The 25062-nt window shown below is 61.9% G+C and carries 18 protein-coding genes; 8 read left to right on the forward strand and 10 right to left on the reverse strand.

Annotated elements, in window-relative coordinates; translation table 11 throughout:
• Positions 1 to 66: 66 nt before the first annotated feature.
• Positions 67 to 2493 (reverse strand): phosphoenolpyruvate synthase, encoded by a 2427-nt coding sequence (ppsA, locus tag VNC39_RS16465; RefSeq protein ID WP_325400738.1) that lies wholly within the window; start codon positions 2491 to 2493, stop codon positions 67 to 69.
• A 133-nt stretch (positions 2494 to 2626) separates the two neighbouring features.
• On the reverse strand, positions 2627 to 3592 hold the full coding sequence (locus VNC39_RS16470; protein ID WP_325400739.1) for a 1-phosphofructokinase family hexose kinase: 966 nt from the start codon (positions 3590 to 3592) through the stop codon (positions 2627 to 2629).
• 363 nt (positions 3593 to 3955) lie between these two features.
• On the opposite strand from VNC39_RS16470, the gene VNC39_RS16475 reads away from it, so the two are divergent.
• Positions 3956 to 4669, forward strand: a complete 714-nt coding sequence (locus tag VNC39_RS16475) for a DUF1223 domain-containing protein (RefSeq protein WP_325400740.1) — start codon at positions 3956 to 3958, stop codon at positions 4667 to 4669.
• Between the two features lie 7 nt (positions 4670 to 4676).
• Entirely contained in the window at positions 4677 to 6776 is a 2100-nt protein-coding gene (locus VNC39_RS16480) for a protein-disulfide reductase DsbD family protein (protein WP_325400741.1), read from the forward strand.
• A 105-nt stretch (positions 6777 to 6881) separates the two neighbouring features.
• Here the strand turns inward: VNC39_RS16480 and VNC39_RS16485 are convergent, their stop codons facing one another.
• Genes VNC39_RS16485 through VNC39_RS16500 form a run of 4 tightly spaced genes read right to left on the reverse strand, consistent with a single transcriptional unit; the run spans position 6882 to position 10943 of the window.
• The gene (locus tag VNC39_RS16485) at positions 6882 to 7850 is read right to left on the reverse strand and encodes a D-2-hydroxyacid dehydrogenase family protein (RefSeq protein WP_325400742.1); all 969 of its coding nucleotides are present in this window, start codon (positions 7848 to 7850) and stop codon (positions 6882 to 6884) included.
• Between the two features lie 11 nt (positions 7851 to 7861).
• Positions 7862 to 8884 carry an amidohydrolase family protein gene (locus VNC39_RS16490; RefSeq protein WP_325400743.1) on the reverse strand — a complete coding sequence of 341 codons (1023 nt, stop codon included), beginning with the start codon at positions 8882 to 8884 and terminating at the stop codon, positions 7862 to 7864.
• A gap of 27 nt (positions 8885 to 8911) precedes the next feature.
• Positions 8912 to 10234, reverse strand: a complete 1323-nt coding sequence (locus tag VNC39_RS16495; protein WP_325400744.1) for an MFS transporter — start codon at positions 10232 to 10234, stop codon at positions 8912 to 8914.
• Positions 10235 to 10262: 28 nt separating this feature from the next.
• Positions 10263 to 10943 (reverse strand): RraA family protein, encoded by a 681-nt coding sequence (locus tag VNC39_RS16500; RefSeq protein ID WP_325400745.1) that lies wholly within the window; start codon positions 10941 to 10943, stop codon positions 10263 to 10265.
• A 97-nt stretch (positions 10944 to 11040) separates the two neighbouring features.
• Here VNC39_RS16500 and VNC39_RS16505 point away from each other — a divergent pair, with 97 nt between their 5' ends.
• On the forward strand, positions 11041 to 11949 hold the full coding sequence (locus tag VNC39_RS16505) for a LysR family transcriptional regulator (RefSeq protein WP_325400746.1): 909 nt from the start codon (positions 11041 to 11043) through the stop codon (positions 11947 to 11949).
• A gap of 91 nt (positions 11950 to 12040) precedes the next feature.
• On the opposite strand, the gene VNC39_RS16510 is transcribed toward VNC39_RS16505, so the two are convergent.
• From VNC39_RS16510 to VNC39_RS16520, 3 genes are all read right to left on the reverse strand, one after another.
• On the reverse strand, positions 12041 to 14020 hold the full coding sequence (locus VNC39_RS16510; RefSeq protein ID WP_325400747.1) for a hybrid sensor histidine kinase/response regulator: 1980 nt from the start codon (positions 14018 to 14020) through the stop codon (positions 12041 to 12043).
• A 256-nt stretch (positions 14021 to 14276) separates the two neighbouring features.
• Positions 14277 to 15185: a hypothetical protein gene (locus VNC39_RS16515; protein ID WP_325400748.1), complete on the reverse strand. Its 909-nt coding sequence runs from the start codon at positions 15183 to 15185 to the stop codon at positions 14277 to 14279.
• A gap of 219 nt (positions 15186 to 15404) precedes the next feature.
• Positions 15405 to 15827, reverse strand: a complete 423-nt coding sequence (locus tag VNC39_RS16520; protein ID WP_325400749.1) for a hypothetical protein — start codon at positions 15825 to 15827, stop codon at positions 15405 to 15407.
• Positions 15828 to 16086: 259 nt separating this feature from the next.
• Here VNC39_RS16520 and VNC39_RS16525 point away from each other — a divergent pair, with 259 nt between their 5' ends.
• Positions 16087 to 16473: a PRC-barrel domain-containing protein gene (locus tag VNC39_RS16525; protein WP_325400750.1), complete on the forward strand. Its 387-nt coding sequence runs from the start codon at positions 16087 to 16089 to the stop codon at positions 16471 to 16473.
• A 375-nt stretch (positions 16474 to 16848) separates the two neighbouring features.
• On the opposite strand, the gene VNC39_RS16530 is transcribed toward VNC39_RS16525, so the two are convergent.
• Positions 16849 to 18627 (reverse strand): glycoside hydrolase family 15 protein, encoded by a 1779-nt coding sequence (locus tag VNC39_RS16530; protein WP_325400751.1) that lies wholly within the window; start codon positions 18625 to 18627, stop codon positions 16849 to 16851.
• 213 nt (positions 18628 to 18840) lie between these two features.
• Between VNC39_RS16530 and VNC39_RS16535 the strand changes: the two genes are divergently transcribed.
• From VNC39_RS16535 to VNC39_RS16550, 4 genes are all read left to right on the forward strand, one after another.
• The gene (locus VNC39_RS16535) at positions 18841 to 19860 is read left to right on the forward strand and encodes an SDR family oxidoreductase (RefSeq protein WP_325400752.1); all 1020 of its coding nucleotides are present in this window, start codon (positions 18841 to 18843) and stop codon (positions 19858 to 19860) included.
• 180 nt (positions 19861 to 20040) lie between these two features.
• Positions 20041 to 22383 (forward strand): FdhF/YdeP family oxidoreductase, encoded by a 2343-nt coding sequence (locus VNC39_RS16540; protein ID WP_325400753.1) that lies wholly within the window; start codon positions 20041 to 20043, stop codon positions 22381 to 22383.
• On the forward strand, positions 22367 to 23260 hold the full coding sequence (locus VNC39_RS16545) for a hypothetical protein (protein WP_325400754.1): 894 nt from the start codon (positions 22367 to 22369) through the stop codon (positions 23258 to 23260). Before VNC39_RS16540 ends, VNC39_RS16545 begins: the two co-directional genes overlap by 17 nt.
• 14 nt (positions 23261 to 23274) lie before the next feature.
• The gene (locus tag VNC39_RS16550) at positions 23275 to 25059 is read left to right on the forward strand and encodes a thiamine pyrophosphate-requiring protein (protein ID WP_325400755.1); all 1785 of its coding nucleotides are present in this window, start codon (positions 23275 to 23277) and stop codon (positions 25057 to 25059) included.
• Positions 25060 to 25062: the final 3 nt, after the last annotated feature.

A 25062-nucleotide genomic window follows, 5' to 3' on the forward strand; every position in this document is an offset into this window, starting at 1 on the left:
CCGAACAGATCATCCACGTCCGATCCGGTTTCGCCGTTAGGGGGGGCGATTTCCTTCCTGGTTCGTTTATGGCCTCGACCCGTCCACGGGCGCCGCTCCTTGCTCCAGCCTCCCGACCACTTCGATGGTACGCAGCAGGCTGGACGGGTTGACACTGATCGAATCGATGCCGATGCCGGCGAGGAAGCGGGCGATTTCAGGGTAGTTGGCGGGTGCCTCGCCACAGATGCCGACCTTGCGGTGATTCCGCTTGGCGCCGACAACAGCCAGTCGGAGCATCTCCAGCATGCCGGGATCACGCTCGTCAAAATCGAAGGCCACGATGTCGGAATCGCGGTCGACGCCGAGCGTAAGCTGGGTCAGGTCATTCGACCCGATTGAGAACCCGTCGAAGACTTTGGAAAATTCATCGACCAGGATCACATTGTTCGGAATTTCGCACATCACGTAAAGCTGAAACCCGTCTTCGCCGCGCCGCAGCCCATGCTTGGCAAGTTCGGCAGCGACCTTGTTGGCTTCTTCAACCCGTCGGCAGAATGGCACCATCACCACGACGTTGGTGAGGCCCATCGTCTCCCGTACCCGGCGGAGGGCGGCGCATTCAAGGGCGAAGCCTTCCGCGTAGGCCGGGTGGGCATAGCGCGCTGCGCCGCGGAAACCGAGCATCGGGTTCGCTTCGCGCGGCTCGAAGGCGGCGCCCCCGATGAGTTGCGCGTATTCGTTTGTCTTGAAGTCCGAAAGCCGGACGACCACGGGTTTGGGCCAGAAGGCCGCGGCGATTGTGCCGACGCCCTCGGCCAGCGTGCGGACGAAAAACTCCGTCGGCGAGCTGTCAGCCGCGGCGAGCGCGGCAATACGCGCCCGATCGGCGGCCGCGACCCGCTCGGGATGCACGAGCGCCATCGGATGTACGCCGATATGCTCGGCGATGATGAATTCCATGCGCGCAAGGCCGACGCCCGAATTCGGCATCATGGCGGTGCGGAAGGCAAGATCCGGGTCTCCGAGATTGACCATGATCGCGATGTTCGGGATCGCGAGGCTGCCGGCATCGACGCGTGCAATGTCGAAGGGCAGCGCGCCTTCGTAAACCGCACCCACCTCCCCGCCGGCACAGGAGACGGTGACAATCTCCCCGGTTTTTAGCCGGGTGGTGGCGTCGCCCGCGCCGACCACCGCCGGCACGCCGAGTTCGCGCGCGACGATGGCGGCATGGCAGGTCCGGCCACCATGGTCGGTGACGATCGCCGCCGCTGTCTTGACCACCGGCTCCCAATCCGGGCGCGTCTCCGGCGCGACCAGCACCTCACCGCGCCGGAACGCCGCAAGATCGGAGACATCGCGGATGACCCGCGCGGCTCCGGTTGCGATCTTCTCGCCGACGGACTTGCCGGTGACCACGGGTTGCGGCGCGTTGCGCAGCGTGTAGGTCTCGAGCATGCCAGTCTGCTTGCGTGAGGTCACGGTCTCCGGACGCGCCTGGACAATATAGAGCTTGCCGTCCACGGCGTCCTTGGCCCACTCGATGTCCATCGGCTCGGAACGGCCTGCGGTGGCGGAATAATGGTCTTCGATGCGGATCGCGTAATCCGCGAGAGTCAGGATTTCGGAATCGGAGATGCAGAAACGGTCGCGCAGCTCCAGCGGGGTATCGCAGTTGGCGGTGCTGGCGCCGACATGGCCGGGCGCCAGACCCATGGTGCGCTGCTTGCCGCCGAGCGTGCGTTGCAGCACAGCACGATGGCCGGCGCGAAAGGTCGGCTTGTGCACATAGAACTCGTCCGGATCGACGGTGCCCTGCACGACATTTTCACCGAGGCCGTAGGAGCCGGTGATGAAGATCACGTCACGAAAGCCGGACTCGGTGTCGAGCGTGAAGATCACGCCGCTCGACGCCTTGTCGGAGCGCACCATCTTCATCACGCCGACTGACAACGCGACCTTGAAATGGTCGAACCCGTTATTGATGCGATAGACGATGGCGCGGTCGGTGAACAAGGACGCGAAGCAGCGGCGGCAGGCCTCGAAAACATCTTCCGGTCCGCTCACGTTAAGGTAGCTCTCATGCTGGCCGGCAAAGCTGGCCGTCGGCAGATCCTCGGCGGTCGCCGAACTGCGCACGGCAACCGCCGCACCGGGGCCGTATTCGGCCTCGAGCTTCGCGTAGGCCTCAGCGATCAAACTCTTCATCGCGGTCGTGCCGGTGGCCGCATAGACGATCGTGCGCGCTTCGTCAGCAGCGCGGGCCAGGGCGGTGACGTCGGAAATATCGAGCCGGTCGAGCAGCGCGTGCAGCCTGGGCTCCGCATTGGCAGCCGCGAGCGCGTCGCGGTACACACCGGCGGTGAGCGCGAAGCCGTTCGGAACCAGCACGCCGGCGCCGGCAAGTTGGCTTGTCAGTTCCCCGAGCGATGCGTTCTTGCCGCCCACGGCGGGAATGTCGGCGATGCCAAGATCAGAAAACCAGCGAACCGGCGCGGTGGAGTCCGACATTGCTCTTTCTCCCGTTCCCTCGTGATGGTTGCTTGAAATTTCAGCGCGTTCAGCCGGTCGGCGCATTGATCCAGATCATGATCCGGAACCCTGGAGGACGGCCGCCCGGCAAAACCGGCCCGGCATTTGGGTATTATGGCAGCGCCGGTGTGACGGATGCCGGGCGGAGCTGCCGGAACAATGCTTCCACGTCACGGCGCCGCACCAGCGCGGTTCCGTAACTGGCCACGGCCGCGGAGCCGGCCGCCACCGCCAGTGCCAGGGCGTCGGGGCCGGACATGCCGCGCGACAAGCCGAGCACCATGCCAGCCAGGAAACTGTCTCCGGCACCCACGGTGCTCTGCTGTTTCACCGGTGGAACGGAAAGCCGTGTCACGCCGTTTTCGGTGCCAAGCAGCGCGCCATCACTTCCAAGGCTGACCGCGATCAGCCGCGCCGCGCCGCGCGCGTGCAACGCCATGACCTCCTTTTCCTGCTGCTCGGGCCGGCTTGCCACGGCGCCAGTGAGGAATTCAAGTTCGCCGAGGCTCAGTTTGAGCAGTTCGATCCCTCGACCGACGGTCGCCTGCAGGGCGTCGCCTGAAGTATCGAGAACGAATTTCTGCCCGCGCTGCGCAGCAATGGAAGCGGCTTGCGCGTAAAAGTCCGCCGGAACGCCGGGTGGAAGGCTCCCGCTGGCGACGATCCAATCCGCCTCCATTTGGTTCAGGAGATCGAGCGCGGAACGCCACTCGGCTGCGTCGAGCTCGGGCCCCCGGGCGACAAACCGGTATTCGAAGCCGCTCTGCCGATCATGGACGCTCAGGCTTATGCGCGTCCGCCCGTTGATCGGCAGCGATCGCCAGCGAACGCCTTCTTGATCGAGCAGCTCTTCGACGATTTGGCCGGTTGCGCCGCCGGTCATGATCAGGGCGAGGGGATCGGCGCCCAGGGCGCGCAAGACGCGCGCGACGTTGATGCCGCCGCCGCCCGGGTCGAGGCGCTCGTCGGATGTCCGGATCTTGTGTGTCGGCCGGACGGCAGGCGCCGTGCAGGCAACATCAAGCGCCGGATTGAGTGTCAGCGTAACGACGCGCGGATGGCTGTCAGAGCCGGGCACGCGCCAGTTCCTCGCCCGCCTGCGTTTTGGCCGAGCTCGGCAGGAAACCACGTCGCAACGAAGCCGTTGCAGACGACATTGACGGCAGAGGCTTCAAAATGGAATGCGACTCCTCGCGCGTGGTCCGAACTGCGGGGCATGAATTGCCATTAGCGCCGGCATGGAGCCCAGCCATTGATTCTGATCAAATCGGAAGCCGGGGGCAGGAAGTGGGTGCGCTGCCGCGGGGTCAATGCCTGCTTGTGGCCAGGAGCCGTGCTCGAAAAAATCTTTTTGATCGCTGTAACTTCAGAGGGTGCCCAGCCGGATAATAGGGCAAGACGCGCAATGCGGTCGTGTGTCTGTTACGATGAGGAGTTTCGTATGTTTAACCGCGTTTCGACGCTCGCCACCGCTCTCCCGCTTGCAACGGCTCTCTTCGGGTCGATGTCGGGCGTGGCCGCCGCGGCGCCCCGGCCTGTCGTCGTGGAACTATTTACGTCACAGGGCTGCTCGGACTGCCCACCTGCTGACGCCTTGTTGCGTCACGTCAAGGCGACGGATCCGGGTGTCCTCGTGCTCGACTTGCATGTGACTTATTGGGATAACGCCGCCTGGAAAGATCCTTTCTCCCTCCAGGAAGCGACCGATCTACAGGATCATTACGCGGCGCTCAGAGACAGCACCGAGGTGTACACGCCTGAAGCGGTTGTTGACGGCACGTCGCAATTCGTGGGGTCGGATCAGAGCAAAATGACCGCCGCCATATCGGAGGCGAAAACAGTGATTGCGAAGACCGCCGCCATCCCCGTTGCTGTGGCGGCATCCGACGGGCAGGTCTCCATCGATGTCGGGCCGGGACAGGGAGCGGGTACGGTGTGGCTCTTTGGTTTCGATCCTGAACGCACGACGAGTGTTCAAGGAGGCGAGAACGGCGGCGCAACACTGGCCGAAGTCAATGTCGTGCGCAGCGTCACCAAGATCGAGGACTGGAATGGACAGCCGGCGCAGCGCCAAATTGCTGTTCCTGCCGGCACGAAATTCGCGGTCGTGATCCAGCGCCCCGACGGAACGATCCTCGGCGCGGCCGAAGACTGATCGAGCCATGCGCGCAGGTTTCTCTTTAAGGGGCTGGAACATATGGCTCTTCCGCCGGGTGGCGATGCGGACGGCGTTGCTCCTGCTTTTCATCGCCGTGACCCTCACGGCCGCCCTTGTAACGCCCAGAGGGGCATCGGCAGCGGAAAGCGACCGGTTCGTGAGTGCCGAGGATACCGTGTCGCTGGTTTCGAAGAATGATGCGGCCAATGGCACGGCCCTTCAGTTTGGCCTGTTGTTTCGGTTGTCGAAAGGGTGGCACATTTATTGGAAGAATGCCGGAGATGCAGGTTCGCCGCCCCAGCTTACACTGACCCAACCCGCGAGAGTCAGTATCGGGGCTTTCGCTTGGCCTGCGCCTGAATGGCTTATCACCAATTCCCTCGGTGATTATGTGCTCAGCGGAACCGTTCTGCTGCCATTCGCAGCATCTCTCCCGGACGCGCCGTCAGCGCAGGGCATCGATCTGCACGGCAACGCGCAATGGCTGGTATGCAGTGCCGAGATTTGCGTGCCGCAGCACGCGAATTTCACGCTCCATCTGGCCGAAGGGAGTCCGGCTCCATCAATGCAGGCGGGATTATTCGCCGCAGCGCATGAGGCGGAACCGGGGCCGTCGCCTTTCACGTCGTCGATCTCGGCTCGTGGTATTTTGACCGTCACCGGGTCGGGACTCAGCGCCATGAATGTCCGGAATGCACATTTTTTCCCGGATCTCCCGGACGCGATCGTCAATGCCGCGCCGCAGAAGTTGGGTGTCCGGTCCGGAAGCTTTTCGTTGGCATTGAAGCCATTCAAATGGTCGCCAAACGCGCCGCTCACCGGTGTTCTCGAAATCACCGATGGGGCCGGAAACAAGCAAAGCCTGCAGATCATCCCGACGTTCGGTGCGACGAAGCCCGTATTATCGGTTTCCACTCTTTTTTGGTCGGCAATCGGCGCGCTCTTGGGCGGGGTGCTGCTCAACCTGATGCCTTGCGTGTTTCCCGTGCTCGCCATCAAGGCGATGAGCGTGGTGCAACTCGGCGGTGAATCCCGACGCGCTGTCCGAGCCCAGTCATTGGCCTACACCGCCGGCGTTGTCGTGACGATGCTGATCATCGGCGGCGCCCTCGAAAGCTTGCGTGCCGCCGGGGCGAAGCTCGGGTGGGGCTTTCAGCTGCAGTCTCCGGCCTTCGTTGCGTTCATGGCCTGGCTTGTCTTTGCGATCGGGCTGAACCTTATCGGTGCCTTTGAGTTTACCTCCCGCTTTGCCAATGTCGGCTCATCGCTCGCGGGGCGCAGGAGTCTCATGGGGAGCTTTGTGACGGGGCTTGTCGCCGTGGCCGTGGCAACGCCTTGTACGGCGCCCTTCATGGGCGCGGCGATCGCATCTGCGCTCGCCGCACCATCTGTGTTCGGATTGGGTATCTTCTTTCTTCTCGGAATAGGACTGTCCTTGCCTTTTCTGCTGCTCGGTTTTTTCCCTGAATTCGGCGCGTTGCTTCCCCGGCCCGGAAAATGGATGGAAACCCTGCGGCAGTTGCTCGCTTTTCCCATGTTCGCGACGACGATCTGGCTTCTTTGGGTCGTGGCCCGGCAGGCCGGTGCGACAGGTGTTTTCATCGCCCTGACAGGCATGATGCTCCTGGGCTTTGCTGTCTGGCTTCTGAGGTTCCAAAGCCTGCCATTTCGGGTCGCCAGATTTGCCATTGCGGCGGGAACGCTTGGGCTCTTGCCGTTCGCCACGCCAGCGCAATCGGCCGGAATGGCGGCCTTATCAAATGCGGTCCCTTACGCTCCCGCGCGGCTCGCGGCTCTCCGCGCGGCAGGTACGCCGGTTCTCATCGACATGTCGGCTGCCTGGTGCATAACCTGCCTCGTGAATGAACGGGTTGTTTTGGATAATGACCAGGTGCGAGCAGCGCTCCATGCTCACCATGCCATCGTCATGACAGGCGACTGGACCAATCGCGATCCTGTCATAACTTCATATCTTGAAGCAGAGCACCGTGATGGCGTGCCGCTCTATGTCTATTACCCGCCCCATCATGCGATGCCGGTTATATTACCTCAAGTGCTGACGCCGTCCCTTGTGCAGCGGGTCTTGCGCAATGGTGTAGGCTGAAATGTTCAGGGTAACTGTGGGTCAGCAGGGATTTTCCGTCTGGGGTCGAAGCGTATACCAGTCTTCGTCTGTAAACCGGAGCGTGCGGTGTGAACCGCTGTAAAATCACACTGCCGTGGGATCGAGACGGCGGATGGGGTTGCCGTCCATGAAGGCGAGCACGTTCTCGATCCCCTGCTGGTAGAACGCGCGAAATGCCTCAGCCGTCGCGTAGCCGAGATGCGGCGTCAGCACGACGTTGGGCAGGGTACGGAACGGATGGCCGGGCGGCAGCGGTTCGCTGTCATAGACGTCGAGCGCGGCGGCGATCCGGCCGGCGCGCAGCGCCGCGACCAAGGCGGCCTCGTCGACCAAAGGTCCGCGGGCGGTGTTCACCAGCAGCGCGCCCGGCTTCATCGCCGCGAGTTCCGCGGCGCCGATCAGCCCGCGCGTGCGGCCGGAAAGCACGAGATGCAGGCTGACCACGTCGGATTCGGCGAGCAGCCGCTCCTTGGTCACATAATGCGCGCCGGCCGCCGTGGCGGTTGCCTCGGTCAGGTTCTGGCTCCAGGCGAGCAGTTTCATGTCGAGCGCCGCCGCATAGCGCGCGAGCCGCGAACCGAGCTTGCCGAGTCCGATAATGCCGAGCGTCTTCCCCGCGAGTTGAAAGCCGGCCGGCACGCCGCCCTGGAAGCCGCCCGCACGGATCGCCGCGTCGCCCGCCGGGATCGCCCGCGCCGCGGCGATGATCAGGCCGAGGGTCAGTTCCGCCGTCGCCGCGGTCATATCGTGGTCGGCGTAGCAGATCGTCACGCCGCGTTTTGCAAGCGCCACAAGATCGAGCGAGCTTCCGCGCCGGCCGGTCATGGCGAACAGCTTCAGGCGCGGCAACCGCTCGATCAGGGCATGCGGAAACGCTGTCCGTTCCCGCATGACCATGAGCACATCGAAATCAGCGAGGGCCGTTGCCGCCGCATCCTCGCCGGCGAACGGTGCCGTGAAAAACACGAGTTCTGCCCGCCGCTCGAGCGCGGACCAATCCGCTGCCTGCCGCGCGAGGCCTTGCCAGTCGTCCAATACCGCGATGCGCATCATTCTGCCGCCTGTTACCATGATGATTGCCGTTCCAACTGCGCGGAGAGCCGGCCATAGACAAGGCGCGCATTGCCCTCGAAGATCGCCGCCCGGTCGGCCGGGGTCAGCCATGGAACGCCGTCGATATAACGGCGCGTGTCGTCATAAGCGTGGCCGGTTTCAGGATCGATCCCGCGCACCGCGCCGAGCGTCTCGGAGGCGAACAGGATGTTCGTGGTCGGAATCACCCGCGCCAGCAGTTCGGTGCCTGGCTGGTGGTACACGCAGGTATCGAAGAACACATTCCCGAGGAGAAGCTCCGTCAGCGGCGGCCGCCCCATGTCCTGCGCGAGGCCTCGGAAGCGCCCCCAATGGTAGGGAACCGCGCCGCCGCCATGGGGGATGATGAATTTCAGCGTCGGAAAATCGCGGAACAGATCCGAGGCGAGGAACTGCATGAAGGCGGTGGTGTCACCGTTGAGATAATGCGCGCCGGTGGCGTGGAAATTCGGGTTGCAGGAGGAACTGACATGGATCATCGCCGGCACGTCGAGCTCGACCATCTTCTCGTAGAGCGGATACCACCAGCGATCGGTCAGCGGCGGATCCGTCCAGTAGCCGCCCGACGGATCGGGATTCAGGTTGCAGCCGACGAAGCCGTACTCCGTCACGCAGCGCTCCAGTTCGGCGATGCAGTTCGCCGGCGGGACGCCAGGCGCCTGCGGCAGCTGGCAGACTCCGGCGAAGCTGCGCGGAAACAGACGGCAGACGCGATGGATCAGCGTGTTGCATAGATCCGACCACGCCGCATTGCCGGCGGCGTCGGAGTCGTGATGCGCCATGCCGGCGGCGCGCGGCGAAAAGATCGTCATGTCGACGCCGCGCTCACCCTGCACGCGAAGCTGGCCGTTGATGATGGTCTCCCTGATTTCGTCGTCCGTAATTTGCGGGGCGGGGCCGGGAGAGGTGCTGCGGCCTGCCGCCACCTGCCGGCGCCGCCACGCCTCATGCGCCGGCGGCGATGTCGTGTAATGACCGTGACAGTCAATGATCATGATCGAAATTGACCCTTTCGTTGATGGTTACGCCCGGCGCGCGGCCGCATCCGCGGCGTCGCCGTGGGCGGGCCGGGGCGCCACCCGCATCAGGAATGCGATGATCGCGGCGAAGAGCAGGAAGGCTGCGAGGGCGAGCAAAGCCGCCTCGAAGCTGCCGGTCGCCTCCTTCACCCGCCCGATCATCCAGGGCCCGATCAGGCCGCCGAATTGCGCCACGCTGTTGACGAACCCGATGGCCGCGGCGCCGGCAGTGCCCGTCATCATTGCCGATGAGAGACTCCAGAACAGCGGATTGCCGGCGAAGATTCCGAAACTCGCGAGGCAGAGCAGAAAATAGGCGACGACCACGTTCGGGCAGACGGCGCTGGCCGCGAGCGCGATGCTGCCGAGGAGGTACACGGCGCCGAGATGTTTCTTGCGATCGCCGGTGCGGTCCGAACTGTGACTCACGGCAAGCTGACCGATGACGCCGGCCAGCGGCGGGATCGCCGAAAGAAATCCAACGTCAAGAAGACTCATGTGCCCCATCGCGTTGATGATCTGGGGGATCCAGATCAGCAGCCCGTAGACGCCGACCAGCGCACAGCCGAAGAGGATCGAAAGGCTCCAGACGCGCCCGTCGGAAACCACGTCAGTGAGCCGGAAACGCCGCACGCCTTCCGCGGCGGCGCGTTCCGCCTTGAGCGTCTGCTGCAGCCAGGTGCGTTGTTCGGCATCCAGCCAGTGTGCGTCGGCGGGGCGTTCGGTGAGGAAGGTGAAGAAGGCGATCCCGAGCAGAACGGTGGGCAATCCTTCCAGGATGAACATCCATTGCCAGCCATGCAGGCCCAACAGATGATCGGTCGAGGAGACCAGGATCGCCGCCAGCGGACTGCCGACAATCGCCGCAATCTGGCCCGCGATAATGTAGCCGGCGATGGCGCGAGCCCGGTAGGCAGACGGGAACCAGAGCGTCACGTAGAGCGCGAAGCCGGGAAGCGCGCCGGCCTCCGCGATGCCGAGCAGGAAACGGACCGCATCGAAGCTTGCCGGTCCCCGGACAAAGGCCGTGGCCGCCGCGACCAGGCCCCAGAAGATCAGAATGACCGGGATCCAGATGCGGGCGCCCACGCGGTCGAGCACAAGGTTGCTCGGCATGCCGAGCAACATGTAGCCGAGGAAGAAGATGCTGGCGCCGAAACCGAACACCGACGGCGTGAGCCCGAGATCGTGGTTCATCCGCAGCGCCGCAAATCCGATATTGATTCTATCCAGGTAGCTCAGCAGCATTCCCATGAAGAGCAGCGGGATCAGCCGCCAATAGACGCGACGCATCGTCGCCTTCTCGAGGCTTTCGCTCGAAGACATTATTTCCTCCCTATTTTTTTCTAAATTGTCAGCCGGCGTCGAGCGCGCAGCCCAGGCGTTTCAGCGTCTCGTCCACCCAGGCGCGGTCTTGCGGAATGCCGGCGCGAATGCCGGCAAGAATCTTTTCCTCCGCGGCATGTTTCGCAGATGCCGCGGCAAACACGGCCTCGGCATGTTCGAACGGAACGGCGACCACCCCGTCATCGTCGCCGAGCACCAGATCGCCCGGCTCGATGACCATTCCGTCCAGCGCAACGGGAACGTTGATCTCGCCCGGGCCGTTTTTGTAGGGGCCGCGATGCGTGACGCCCGCGGCGAAGACGGGAAAGCGCCCGGCACGGATCGAAGCGGCGTCGCGGATCGCCCCGTCGATCACGAAGCCGGCGACACCGCGCGCCGCCGCATGGCTCGACATGATCTCGCCGATGAGCGCGTTGGTCAGGTCGCCGCCGGCGTCGACGACGATGACGTCACCCGGGGCCGCGATATCGATCGCCTTGTGGACCATCAGATTGTCGCCTGGGCGCGTCTTCACCGTCAGCGCCACGCCGGCCATGACCCCGCCGCCATGCATCGGCCGGAGCCGCGGGCCGCCGGCCACCATGCGCGCCATGACGTCGCTGACAGTGGCGGCCGGCAATGTGCGGAAGCGGTCGACGAGTGCCGCCGGCACCTGCCGAGCGCGGCGATTGATCCTGAATCCGAGCATTTTGCCGTTCCCCCAAAGTTTCGTGGATAGGACACAAGAGCACTTATAAAGTCTAATATGATCTTGATCGGCGATTTATTTGGTTTTTATATAAGCCATGGAACTCCGCCAGTTGCGCTACTTTGTTGCCGTTGCCGAGGAACTCAGCTTCAGCCGCGCCGCCGAACGGCTTCACGTCAGCCAGCCGCCCCTCAGCATGCAGATCAAAGCCCTGGAGGAGGAGCTCGGCGCGACGCTGTTCAACCGGACACGACGCAAGGTGGAGATCACCCATGCCGGCGTGCTGCTCCTCGATTCCGCCCGGAAAGTCCTTGGGGAACTGCGCCGGACCGCCGAAGTGGTCGCCCTGTCGGCGAAGGGTGAGGCCGGGCTCATCCGGCTCGGTTTCACCGGCTCCGTGCCGATGCTCGACATGTTCCCACGGCTGATGCGCGCCTTTCGGGACCGCTACCCCGAGATCGGGATCGAACTCCGGCACATGTCGACGGCGCAGCAACTCCAGGCCCTGCTCAACGGCGAACTCGACATCGGCATCTTGCGGCCGCCTTACTATTTCCAGGCGGGTCCCGGCCTGATCGCGCACCGGGTCTGGCGGGACGAGCTGGCCGTCTTCCTCCCGCCGAACCACCCGCTTGCCGCGACGCGTGGCGCGCTCGGCCTGGGCCAGCTCGATGGGCAAATTTTCGTCAGCGTCGCACCCGACATAGGCTGCGGCATGTACGACCATTTCATGACCCTGTGCAGCCAGGCCGGCCTGGCGCCGAAAGTTGCCCAGCATGCGCGCGAGCTTGGCTCCGTTCTCGGCCTTGTTGCCGCGGGCATCGGCATTGCCATTCTCCCCCAATGCTATGCGCGGATGGGCATTTCCGATGTGGTCAGCCGTCCTCTTGCGGACCCCGGAGCGGTGAGCGAGCTTCTGCTCACGGTGAAGGCGAATTCTATCGCGCCCCGAATCCAGCGTTTCGTCGATATTGCGCGTGATGAGGCGCCAATGCTGCCCGCGTAAGCCGCGGTGGAGCGCGACGGGCTACGGCCAGCAGACGATCACGTCGCTGAACTGGCCCGGCGGATGGCGCGCAACGGCATCGTGCAGCTTGTTATGCCTGCGTCGATAATGTCTGCCGGCTGAAGATCGACGTGATGCATTTTCTCAGCTGTTCCAGGCTGAATGGCTTGGTGAGGACATGCATGTTCGCCGGCAGCCCATCTTCGCCGGAAACCGAGCCTTCGGCCTGACCGGTGATGAACAGGATTTTCAGATTTGGCCTCAAAAGCAGCCCGGCTTCGGCGAGTTGTCTGCCGTTGAGGCCGCCGGGCAAGCCAACGTCAGTGATCAGCAAATCGAGTTGTCGTTCGCTCTCAAGGAGCCTTAGTCCGGAGAGGCCGTCTTGTGCTTCGACATAACGGCAGCCGAGATCCTCCAGAACTTCTGCGACTAACAGGCGTATGACGGCCTCATCGTCGACCACCAGGACCGCGCCACCGGTACCAGCGCGCCGGCTGTCGAAGCTTGGATCTGAGCCCGCCAGGTCGCGACCGCCGCAATGGCGCGGCAGGCACAAATGGACCTGGGTGCCGCGCCCGAGTTCGGACTCGATCCAGGCTTTGCCACCGGATTGGCGGGTGAAGCTGTAGATCATGCTCAAGCCCAACCCCGTGCCTTCACCGACGGGTTTGGTGGTAAAAAGCGGCTCAAAAGCGTGTTCAAGAACGTCTTTTGACATGCCGGTTCCGGTGTCGCTGACGGAGATGTCGACATAGTCTCCTGCGGGGAGTTTGGGCTCCGCCGTGCCGGGAAATTCCAGATGCGCGTTTTTGGCCCTGATTTCGAGTCTGCCGCCGTCGGGCATCGCGTCGCGGGCATTGATGCAAAGATTGAGAAGGGCATTCTCAAGTTGGTTCGGATCGACCAGAATATCCCAGACATCGTCAGCGATGTCGAAGGTAAGATCGATGGTGGAGCCGATGGTCCGGCGGATGAGTTCATCGAGCCCTGAAACGAGACGAACAACATCGATCGGTTCGGGGGCCAACGTCTGGCGACGTGCAAGAGCGAGAAGCCGGCTCGTCAGGGCCGTTGCTCTCTTTGCCGCGCCTTGTGCCAGGCCGACATAACGATCGATTTCCCGGAACCGGCTTTGGGTCAGACGGGTCTCGATGAGTTCCAGGCTACCTAAAATGGCGGTCAGGAGATTGTTAAAGTCATGCGCGATTCCGCCGGTGAGATGGCCGATGGCTTCCATTTTCTGGGCTTGAAAAAGCGCCTCGCGCGCCTGCTCCAACTCGCGTTCGGTTTCCCGTTGTTCTGTGATATCCCGCGTGATTTTGGCGAAACCGATGATCTCGTCCATGCTGCTTCGGATCGGCGTAATGATCGAATTCGCCAAAAATCGTGTCCCATCCTTGCGGATGCGCCATCCTTCCATTTCAGAACGTCCGTCGCGAATGGCGGTGTTCAGGGCGATGTCAGGCCGCCCCGCTTCCAGATCTTCATCCGTATAAAAAAGGGCAAAATTCTTGCCGATGATCTCTTCCGGACGATACCCGTAGATCCTCTGCGCCCCGAGATTCCAATTGGCGACCGTGCCCGCGGGGGAAAGCGTGTAGATCGAATAGTCCGTTACCCCTTGCACGAGAATTCTGAACTGTTCTTCGTCGCGCCGGAGCGCCTGTTCCGCGCGTCTTTTTTCGGTCAGGTCTCGCGTGATTTTTACATATCCGGCAATCTCGTCGGCCGATGTCCTGATCGGATCAATGACCACATGCGCCCAGAACCGGGTGCCATCTTTGCGGACACGCCAGTCCTCGGTTTCAAAGCGTCCTTCTGTGGCGGCGGTGTTGAGGACTCGCGCCGGCAGGCCCGTTCTTTGATCCTCGGGCGTGTAAAACAGCGAAAAATGCCGCCCGATAATGTCCACGGCGCGATAGCCGTGAAAGCGCTCGGCGCCGGGGTTCCAACTGGCCACGATCCCGTCCGGATCGAGCATAAAAATGGCATAATCCGATACGGCGTCCACCAGGAGCCGGTAGCGGGCATCGTCCGTCAACGATGCCCCAACATGATTGACCTCCGTCATGGCCGCTCCAATTCTGTCATGGCCGCTTCAATCCTTATGGATCATGCAAACCGTTTTTGGAGCGACCAATATGGTCCTCAAAGACCGATATGTGCCGATGCCAACCCATCTTCCGGACCCTGATGTTTCGCCCTCGAACCTCTAACTTTTCATACCGCATTTTCCGATTATTGGCACGCTTTTTATGATTGCCGCCTTCGGACCGAGGGCTGGCCGTCGTATGATCGCAGCCGGTCGAGAGCGCTGCGCCGCGGGCTCAGTACGTATCGCGCCGCCTGCCGCCGAGCGCGCCGGAAACGCTGGCAATGAATGCGCCGATCAGCAGTGCCACGAAGCCATAGACCGCCGCGCCCGAGGCCGCCTTGCGGCTGGCATCGAGGGTCTGCCTGGCGCTGCGGATCATCGCCCGTTCGCGGTTCAGCACGTCCGTCACCCGCTCTTGGGCGTCGGCCGGCGGCAGTCCGGTTCGCTGTGCGACCAGCTGTGCCAGATAAAGGCTGTCGGCCTGGGACACGCCGCCGGCAAGGGCGCCTTCCGCCAGAATGTCCGTGGCGTCGGCACGCATCTGTTGATCGGCGAGGGCGGACACGCCGGGGGTGGCGAGGGGCGGCGCGGTGCCGAGCACGCTACTTCCAGTGGCAAGGGCGGGGTTGGCGTTCTGCCGGAACAATGAATCAACGAAATAGCGGTTGGCAACGTTGGCGTTGGATGCCGCCTGCGCCACCAGGTCTGTCCCTCTGCCGGTGACCGAGCCGGCGGCCCCGGTCAGCACCACGGCGGTGATCAGCACGCCCAGCGCCCAGGATAAAAACCCGTGCGCCGTGTCGCGGAAGAATACCTCGTCCGTGTGCACCGCCACCCATTTGGTCCGCAGCCGCCCGGCCATATAGCCGCCCAGGGCGGATGCCACCCACTGCACGATGATCAACCAGATTGCCGCGAATACCGTAAAGGTGCCGGCGTTCACGCCCCGGCCGGCCCAGGGAGAAAGGGAGGCCAGGCCGAGCCCGGCGCCGAACAGCAATAAAGTCATCGCGACGGAAGCGGCGGTGACGCCGCCGGCGATCACCGCCGCCCAGGACACCGCCGATTGCGCCGAAGCGATGGGCTCCGGCAGTGCGCCGGGGAGCGATTGGCTCGGGGGAGCAACCTCATTCGGCATCATCTGTTCCTCCCCGGTCAATGCCATAGCAGCAACAAAAGAATGATGATGGGAATCGGCACGCCGAGAAGCCAGAGCAGTATGGCAGGCATTTTCTATCTCCTGTTTTCGTGGCGGCGGCATCAAAGATCTGCGCCGCCAACAAGCGTTTCAAGACTGCAATTCGCAGCGTGGTCGCCATGACGCGGTTGCGGCGTGGTCCCTTCGCGTGGCTGGCGCTCGCTAATGAACGACCGGGCTCGTCGGTTGGTTGCCCTTCTGGTTGCTCAGCGGGGCGGGCGGACCTTCGACCGCGCCGGTCCTTTGGTTGACGCGCGCTGCGGCCTTGGTGTGTTTTTCATCACTCCCCGGATTCGACATTTGATTGCCCGTGGAGTGCTGCATCGTGCTTTGTCCGGATGAATGGCAGGGGCCGCTGGTCGGCTGATTGCCGGTCTGGCGGCTCATCGGTTGGGCGGTGCCATTCGCGGCGCCATCGCGCGCGTTGACATGGTTTTGCTGCATCGCACCTTGCGTGCATTGGCTATCCGCCGCTGCCGGGGGCGCGTGGGCCAGTGACCAAACCAGCATCAGACCGGGCATCGCCGCCAATGCGAGCCAGTGCGTGGCTTCATTTTTTTTCGATAAGATCATTGCGTCCTCCATTACCTCCGGATCACATGGCGCGGCGACGGACCGCGACCAAATTACGCTTTCCGTAAGAACGCGTCATGCACTGGTGCATGACGGTGTTATTCCACGCCAAGCGGTTTTGGTCGTCGGCAGGATTGCGGTGGAAAAATTCCGTGACGGCAAAGTATGGAAGGTTTAATCGCGCCGGTGATTTATCTTTGTTGCTTCTGTCCCATCTGAGGTCAGCGATCCGAGGCTGGATCGCCATCGAACGAAATTCGGAGGACATAGCATGAGCTACGCAACGCCTTCTGGAGCAGGCAACCAGAAAGAGACTCCCACGATGATCGCCGCCAGCAAAGTCAATGGCAGCCGGGTCTGTAACGCAGCGGGCGAGGCCTTGGGGTCGATCCATGACGTGATGCTGGACAAACAAAGCGGGCACGTGACCTACGCGGTCATGTCGTTCGGTGGCTTTCTTGGTATCGGCGAAAAATACCATCCGCTGCCCTGGCATAAACTGACATACAACGAAGCTTATGATGCTTACGTGGTGAATCTGGACAAGCGCATATTGGAGGACGCCCCCTCTTACGGGACCTCGGAAATCTTCGACTGGTCAGCGAATCGACATAACATCGACGAATATTATGGTTCCACGAAACCGCCGCTGATGTAGGCCGAGGCCGCAGGAGCGAAGACGATCCTGACGCTTAAGGGGGCTCGCCGTCTCTTTCCGTCTGTCTCTCTTATCAGATCGCATCTTCCGTCATTTATGTTGCAGGTACGGAAAATGGGTACGAGGGAGAGGGGATCCGGGAGGGCGCGATCTTCCGAGTCAGCCATTGCAATTGGCGGATAATAAGAAACCGAAATGACACGACCGACAGACACAAAATCAAAACCATGGTCATTCTCCTAACGCGTGAGAAAGCCGCCAATCCCGGCCACAGGGAGCGGTCGAAATGACCCGCCAGCGGGCGACCCGAGGCCGCCCGCTGTGACGCCAGGACCGTAATGCAGAAGCCAGAGAGTCGGCGGGCGAGGCCGCCGGCTAGGGGGCGCCGCGTTGCAAGACGGGACCCGAGAGGCCGAGAATGCTGTTCACCAGCGCTAAATGAGAAAGCGCCTGTGGCATATTGCCAAGGAGCTGCCCTTGGCGAAGGTGATACTCCTCGGACAAAAGACCGACATCGTTGGCCAGCGCAATGATGCGCGATATGAGGCGACGTGCGTCGTCGTGTCGCCCTTGCAGCACCAGGCAGTCGGCAAGCCAGCAGGAACAGGCAATGAAAACGCCTTCTTCGCGCCCGAAACGGGAAGCTTTATAGCGCCGAACCAGTCCACCTTCCGTAAGCTCGGCCTCAATCGCCGCGATCGTCCCCGCCATCCGTGGGTCGTCAACAGGCAGGAAGCCAACCAGCGGCAACAGAAGAAGGCTCGCATCGAGTTGGCAGGAGTGGTAGTGCTTGACGAAGCTGTTGCGTTTTTGGCTAAATCCCCTCCGACAAATCTCGCGATGCATTTCATCCCGCAGCTTGTGTAGTTTTTTCTTGAGCTCTGCAGGACAGTTTGATTTTGCGTTCGCCAGAGTGAGAAACCGGTCGACCGCAACCCATGCCATTACCTTGGAGTAGACATAGTGCTTGGCAGCGCTGCGTGATTCCCAGAGGCCCTGGTCAGGTTGCCGCCAGATCTTCATGACATGGAGAACGAGACGTTGCTCGATTTCGAGCTCCCATTCATCGGGTTTCAACCCGGAATGCTCGGCAAGATGCGAGGAATCGAGAAGTTCTCCGAATATGTCGAGCTGCCTCTGGCTTGCGGCGCGATTGCCAATTCGGACCGGCCGCGCGCCGCCATAGCCCGGTAGCCAATCGGCTTGCCACTCCTCCAGGCGGCGTCCGCCATCGATACGGTAGGCGATGCGGATTCTGTCGGGCGTGCCGGCGACGGCGCGGAACAACCATTGCAACCAGTCACGGGCCTCGTTCGTAAATCCAGCATTCAAAAAGGCGGACATCATGAAGGTGGCATCCCGTAGCCAGCAATAGCGGTAATCCCAGTTCCAGCTCCCACCGGGCCGTTCTGGAAGGCTGGCCGTGGGTGCGGCGACAATGCCGCCGGTGGGAAAGTAGGTAAGCGCCTTGAGGATGATCAATGACCGCTTCACGAATTCGGGCCACTCAGTGGTCCGGTCGAACTGGGAAATCCAGGACAGCCACCAGGCCTTCGTATCCGTCAGCAATCGGTCGACGTCGAGAGGCGGTGGCAAGGGCCCATTGGACGGCCCGTATTGCAGCGTAAAAGAAATTCTTTCGCCGGCATGGACATCGAAGCAGGTGCTAATGGTTTCTTTGTTGCATGTGAGGGCGATGTCACTCCGTATCGCCACGAGATCGGGGCCGACCGTGCCGACGATCGCGCCATCTTTTTCGCTCAGCCATGGGGCGATGCTGCCATAATTGAATCGCAGCTTGAGCTCGGAGCGCATCGCGACGGTTCCTGCCAGACCACTGACAATGCGGATAATGGCGGAGCTTTCTCCGCGGCGGATCGGCATGAAGTCGACCATGCGCACCGTACCGGCCGGGGTGGTGAATTCCGTCGCCAGCACAAGCGTGTTGCCTAGATAGGCGCGTGTCGATGCCGATACGCGGCCCTCAGGCGCGATCATCCAGCAACCATGTTCTTCGCGACCAAGCAAAGCCGCAAAGCACGCGTCGCTGTCGAAACGGGGCCAGCACAGCCAATCGATCGAGCCGTTACGCCCGACCAGCGCCGCGCTTTGGCCATCGCCGATCATGGCGTAATCCTCAATTTTCAAAGGCATCTGATTTGCCCGACAATCTTGATGCGTCCGGACCGGGAATCACAGGCGCAGTGTCTTAAATGCTCGGATAGGTGCAATAACAAATTGGTTATGCCGCCTTCGCGGCGGCGGATCATTATCTTTACAATGAAGATTTGTCCATTCTCCCGATTGGCGGTGATTTGTTGCGTCGGGTTACCAGTTTATGGAGCAGAAACGATCGGAGATGCGGTGATGCGCAAAGTGGTGGTCGTGACGGGCGGAGGCGCTGGGGTCGGTCGCGCGACAGCGGCGGAGTTCGCCCGGCAAGGCTGCGATGTCGGCGTGATCGGACGCGATTTGCCGCGGCTGAAGGCAGCGGTTTCCGAGCTTCAGCGGCTTGGCGCACATGCTTGTTATGCACAGGCGGATGTCGCGGATGCCCAGGCTGTGGAAGCGGCAGCGGAGACAATCGAGGCTGAGTTGGGGCCAATCGACATCTGGGTAAACAATGCCATGGCGACGATTTTCGCGCCCGTCAGCGCGGTCACGGCAGAAGAATTCCGGCGCGCGACGGAAGTGACGTATTTAGGAACCGTGCATGGCACCATGACGGCGCTCAAATGCATGAAGCGGCGCGGCGTGGGCACGATCGTAAATGTGGGTTCGGCGCTCGCCTATCGGTCCGTGCCGTTGCAGTCAGCCTATTGCGGGGCAAAATCGGCAATTCGCGGTTTCACGGACAGCCTGAGGAGCGAACTGATTCACGACCGCAGCGATATTCGCCTCTCGATGGTTCACCTGCCGGCCATCAACACACCGCAATTCACTTGGGCGCTCAACAAAACGGGTCGCCGCGCGCGGCCCGTCCCGCCGATCTACGCTCCGGAAGTCGCCGCCCGTGCCATCGTCTTTGCCGCGTTTCATCCGCGCCGAGAGGTTTGGGTTGGGTTTCCCACCGTGGTTGCCATCATGGCGAACCGGATCGCGGCAGGTGTCGCCGATTGGTACCTCGCCGAGGCGGGCTATTCGTCGCAATTACTGCATGAGGTTTCGCCCGCTGACGCGCCGGCAAATCTCTTTCGCCCGGTGCCCGGTGACTATGGCATGCGCGGGCGTTTCACGGGCAGCGAACACGGCAAAAGTGGCGAGATGTTTTTTAGTGCCCATAAAGGTGTCGCCATCGCGACGCTGCTGATCCTTGGTGCGGGCGTTTTGTGGGGTTGTCTCGGTGGGCGGAAATTGCCATCCGTTCGCCATTCTCTTTCTAAATGAATATCAATGAAACGCTTATGCCTGGACTCTGATGATCGTACTGTTTCGGCCATATCTATGAAGAGTGGGATGCTTCGACGACTGATCACCGCCGCCATGGATTGTTTCCAGGCATAGCGTCACGTCCGAAACTCTCCGAACGACGCCAGAAGCGCGCCGATCCCGACAAGGAAACGCTCAATGCCCGACACCAACGAAACGAATTCCTATAAAGGTCCAGCCGGGGGGTGGGGATCTCTGCACGGCATTGCCCATGTTTTTGGGCAAGAATGGAATACGGTTGGCGTCATCGATACGCTGATGCGCCAGAACAAGACGCGGGGGGTGATGTGCGCTTCCTGCTCATGGGCGAAGCCGGCAGACTACCACATGTTCGAGTTTTGCGAGAATGGCGCGAAGGCGACCATCTGGGAGCTCACCGCCAACCGCTGCACGCCGGAGTTCTTTGCCAAGCACAGTGTGAGCGAGTTGCGCGGTTGGAATGACCATGATCTGGAACATCAGGGCCGCCTGACGCATCCCTTGCGCTACGATCCGGACACCGACCATTACGTGCCGTGCAGTTGGGAGGAAGCGTTTCAGGCGATCGGCGCAGAGCTGAAGCGGCTCGATCCAAAATCAGTCATTTTCTATGCCTCCGGGAGAGCGAGCCTTGAAACCTCGTATCTCTACGCGCTGCTCGCCCGGCTTTATGGCAATAACAATCTCCCCGACAGCTCCAACATGTGTCACGAGACGACCTCTGTGGCCCTTAAAGAATTGATCGGCGCCGGCGTCGGCACGGTTGTCTATCAGGACCTCACCAATTGCGATGCGTTTTTCATTTTCGGCCAAAACACCGGTTCGAACAGCCCGCGCTTTTTACATCCGCTGCAGGATGCGGCGAAGCGTGGGGTGAAGATCGTGACCTTCAACCCGGTCCGGGAGAAGGGGCTCGAAGTTTTCGTCAACCCGCAAAACCTCACGGAAATGCTGACGGGCCACGAAACGCGAATCAGTACGCAATACCACCAGACGCGGCCAGGCGGGGACATCGCCGTTATTCTCGGAATTTGCAAACATGTCTTCGCGCAGGACGACGCGGCGAAGCCGCGAGGAAGACGTGTGCTGGACGTTGATTTCATCGAACAACACACCATTGGCATGGAGGCGTTCAGAGCCAAGGCGGAGGCAACATCATGGGCGGAAATTGAACAGCAATCCGGCCTCAGCCGTGCTGCCATCGAAAGTGCGGCGCAGATTTATGTCGATTCCGATCGTGTCATCGGCATTTACGGCATGGGGCTGACGCAACATGTCCATGGCTTCGATAACGTCGCGATGCTGCTCAACATGCTGCTGCTGAAAGGCAATATCGGCCGTGACGGCACCGGGATTTCGCCGGTAAGGGGGCATTCCAACGTGCAAGGTCAGCGCACGGTGGGTATCACGGAAAAGGCGGCGCTCGCACCTCTGGACCGTTATGCCGAACAATTCGGCTTCACGCCGCCGCGCGATGACGGCATGAACACCGTCGCAGCCTGTGAAGGCATTCTATCCGGCAAGGTCAAGGCGTTCTTCGGTCTCGGGGGCAATTTTGTCCGCGCCATTCCGGAGCGAGAGCGGATGGAGCGTGCCTGGACCAGCATGGCGCTGACGGTCCAGGTCGCGACCAAGCTGAACCGCAGCCATTTGGTGAATGGCCGCACGGCGTATTTGCTGCCATGCCTGGGACGCACCGAGCAGGATCGCCAGGCCAGCGGCCCCCAGGCCGTTACCGTAGAGGACACATTCAGCTGTATCCACGGCTCACTCGGGCGCCGCCCCCCCGCAAGCCCGCATCTGCTGTCCGAAACAGCCATTGTTGCCGGCATCGCCAAAGCCACTTTGCCACCAAATCCCAAACTCCATTGGGATGAATGGGTCGGCAATTATGCGCTCATCCGCGATCTCATCGCTGAAACCTATCCGGAGCAGTTCCATGATTTCAATGCCCGGATGTGGACACCGGGAGGGTTTTACCGCGGCAATACAGCGCGCGAGCGGATTTGGAAGACAAGGAGCGGCAAGGCCCAGTTTACGACGCCGCAGGAAACATCAGCGGTTGGTTTTGCCGATAAGCCCGGGCGCTACCGGTTGATAACCATGCGCAGCAATGATCAGTTCAACACGACGATATACGGCTACAGCGATCGGTTGCGCGGCATTGAAGGCAGGCGCGACGTGCTGCTGATCAACCCGGAGGAGATGCGCCGGGCTGGTCTGCATGAAGGGCAGACGGTCCGCCTCGTGAGCGATGCGGAAGATGGTGTGCATCGCGAAGTGTCCGGTTTGAAGGTGACGCCATTCGCCCTGCCGGACGGTTGCCTTGGCGCCTATTACCCGGAGATGAATCCGCTGGTGGCGCTGGCCCATTGCGACCAGAAATCAAAAACCCCGGCGGGGAAATCGGTCCCGGTACGCATCATACCCGTCGATGATGGGGCGCCTGGGCGGAACCAGGCGGCAATTGTCGGAGGGCTCAGCGATGCCGCACGGTTTTGATCTCCGGAACCGGCTGGGCCAGTCGACCGCCCTGCGCGTTGATCGAGACAGATCGCGGACGCAAGTCAGAGTCGCACAGCGCCTGAACCACGGCTCGGCGGTTCTTGCCGCTGCGGTGCTGTTAGACAGTGCGGTCGAGCATTATCGCGGTGGTTTCTATAACCCGGCAATGGTGACGCCGCTTGCCAGCTCGCTTGTCGCCTTAGTCGCAAGCCTGCACGGGGTGGGCGACACCGTGCAAAAACGCCATCGTCACCGTGACGCGGTGTTCGGGCTGACAGCCGCTACCGGCGTCATCGGCACCGGGTTCCATCTATACAACATTTTGAAGAAGCCGGGCGGACTGCGCTGGCAGAATCTGTTTTACTCAGGTCCGATCGGGGCGCCGGCGGCCATCGGGCTTGCGGGTCTGTTCGGGCTGTTGGCAGAACGGGTACGTGATACGCCGGCGCCGCGAGGCCCTGAACTGCTCGGCCACCCGGCCGGGCGCGTGCTCAGCCTGGCGGCGGCCGTCAGTCTCCTTGCCACGTCAGGCGAGGCCTGGCTCCTGCATTTTCGGGGTGCCTTTCATAATCCGGGAATGTATTTGCCCGTGACCATGCCGCCGGTTGGCGCTGCCTTGTTGACAAGAGCGGCGCTGGGCGCCTCGGGAGAACAGCGGCTCTTCACACGGGCATGGCTCGGCCTCACCGCCCTTATGGGGGTGGCGGGGATGGGCTTTCATGTATTTGGCGTCTCCCGCGCCATGGGCGGCTGGCGCAACTGGCGGCAAAACATGGTCGACGGGCCACCCATTCCGGCGCCGCTGAGTTTTATCGGGCTGTCGCTCGCGGGTTTGGCAGCCCTGGCGCTGATGCGCGCGTTCCCAAATGAATGAGCAAAGGAGCTGGCATGGCACAGAACGTCTCTGAATTTGTTTGGCGCCGGCTCGCGCAATGGGGGTTGTCGCGTGTGTATGGTTATCCCGGCGATGGGGTCGGCGGCCTCGATGTCGCGCTGGAGCGGGCCAAGGATTACATGCATTACGTCCAGGTGAGGCATGAGGAGATGGCGGCCTTCATGGCCTCGGGCCATGCCAAGTTCACCGGCGAAGTTGGACTTTGCTATGCCACATCCGGCCCCGGAGCGATCCATCTGCTGAACGGGCTTTATGACGCCAAAATGGATCATACGCCGGTGGTCGCCATCGTTGGACAGCAAGCCCGCACCGCGCTTGGCGCCAACTATCAGCAGGAAGTCGATTTACAAAATCTGTTCAAGGACGTCGCTTCCGAATATGTGGCGATGGCGATCTTGCCAAGCCAGGTGCGCCAGTTGATCGATCGTGCGGTGCGCATCGCTCACACGAAACGTACCGTTACCTGCGTGATTCTGCCGAATGATCTCCAGGAGCTGCCCTATGAAGAGCCGCCGATGGCGCATGGCAGTACGCATACGGGCATCGGCTATGCCGGCCCGGCGCTGACGCCCGACGCGGTAACGCTGCGGCGGGCCGCCGATGTGCTGAATGCCGGGACAAAAATCGCCCTGCTGGTCGGCGCCGGCGCGCTCCAGGCGACAGACGAGGTCATTGCCGTGGCAACCAGGCTGAATGCAGGGGTCGCAAAAGCGCTCCTCGGCAAGGCCGCCTTGCCGGATGATCTGGCCTTCGTTACCGGGAGCATCGGCTTGCTCGGAACCAAACCGAGCTGGGATCTGATGAAAGAATGCGATACGTTTTTCATGATCGGGTCGGCGTTTCCTTATTCGGAATTCCTGCCTGAGCCCGGCCGCGCGCGCGGCGTGCAGATTGATATTGACGGCGCCAACCTGTCCCTCCGCTATCCCATGGAGGTGAACATGGTGGGTGATAGCGCTGCGACATTGCGCGAACTCCTGCCTCTCCTGAAGCAGAACACCAATGTGTCGTGGCGTCAGAGAGTTGAAAAGAATGTCGCCGAATGGTGGAAGCTTCTCGAGGAGCGCGCCATGCAATCGGCGAAACCGGTCAACCCGCAGCGTGTTTTCTGGGAGCTGTCACCGCGCCTGCCGGAAAACGCGATCATGACCGGCGATTCCGGTTCCGTGGCAAACTGGTATGCCCGCGACATAAAAATGCGCCGGGGAATGAAAGGGTCGCTCTCCGGCGGCCTGGCTTCGCTGGGAGCCGGCACCCCCTATGCCGTGGCGGCAAAATTCGCGTTTCCCGAGCGCACGGTCATCGCCTTCATGGGCGATGGCGCCATGCAGATGAACGGCCTTAACGTGATGATCACCGTAAAAAAATACTGGCGAAGCTGGACGACGCCGCATTTCATCGTGCTGGTCCTGAACAACAGAGACCTTAATCAGGTCACCTGGGAAGAGCGCGTGCAACTGGGCGAAGGCAAAACTGTATCGACCCAGGAGATTCCGAATTTCCCCTACACGCGCTACGCGGATCTTCTTGGATTGCGAGGCATCTATGTTGATAAACCGGAGCAGTTGGGGCCGGCATGGGATGATGCGCTTCGCGCCAGCCGTCCGGTGATCCTTGAGGTGTGCACAGATCCCAACGTCCCGCCGCTGCCCCCGCACATCACGCTGAAGGACGCCAAAAACTTCATGTCCATGTTGCCCAAGGAACCGGAGGTGGGCAGTGTCTTGAAGAACAGCCTCAAGGAGGTCTTTGCTGCCGTCCTGCCGCACAAGGCATAGGTC

It is taken from the genome of Acidocella sp., assembly GCF_035535915.1.
GTDB lineage: Bacteria > Pseudomonadota > Alphaproteobacteria > Acetobacterales > Acetobacteraceae > Acidocella.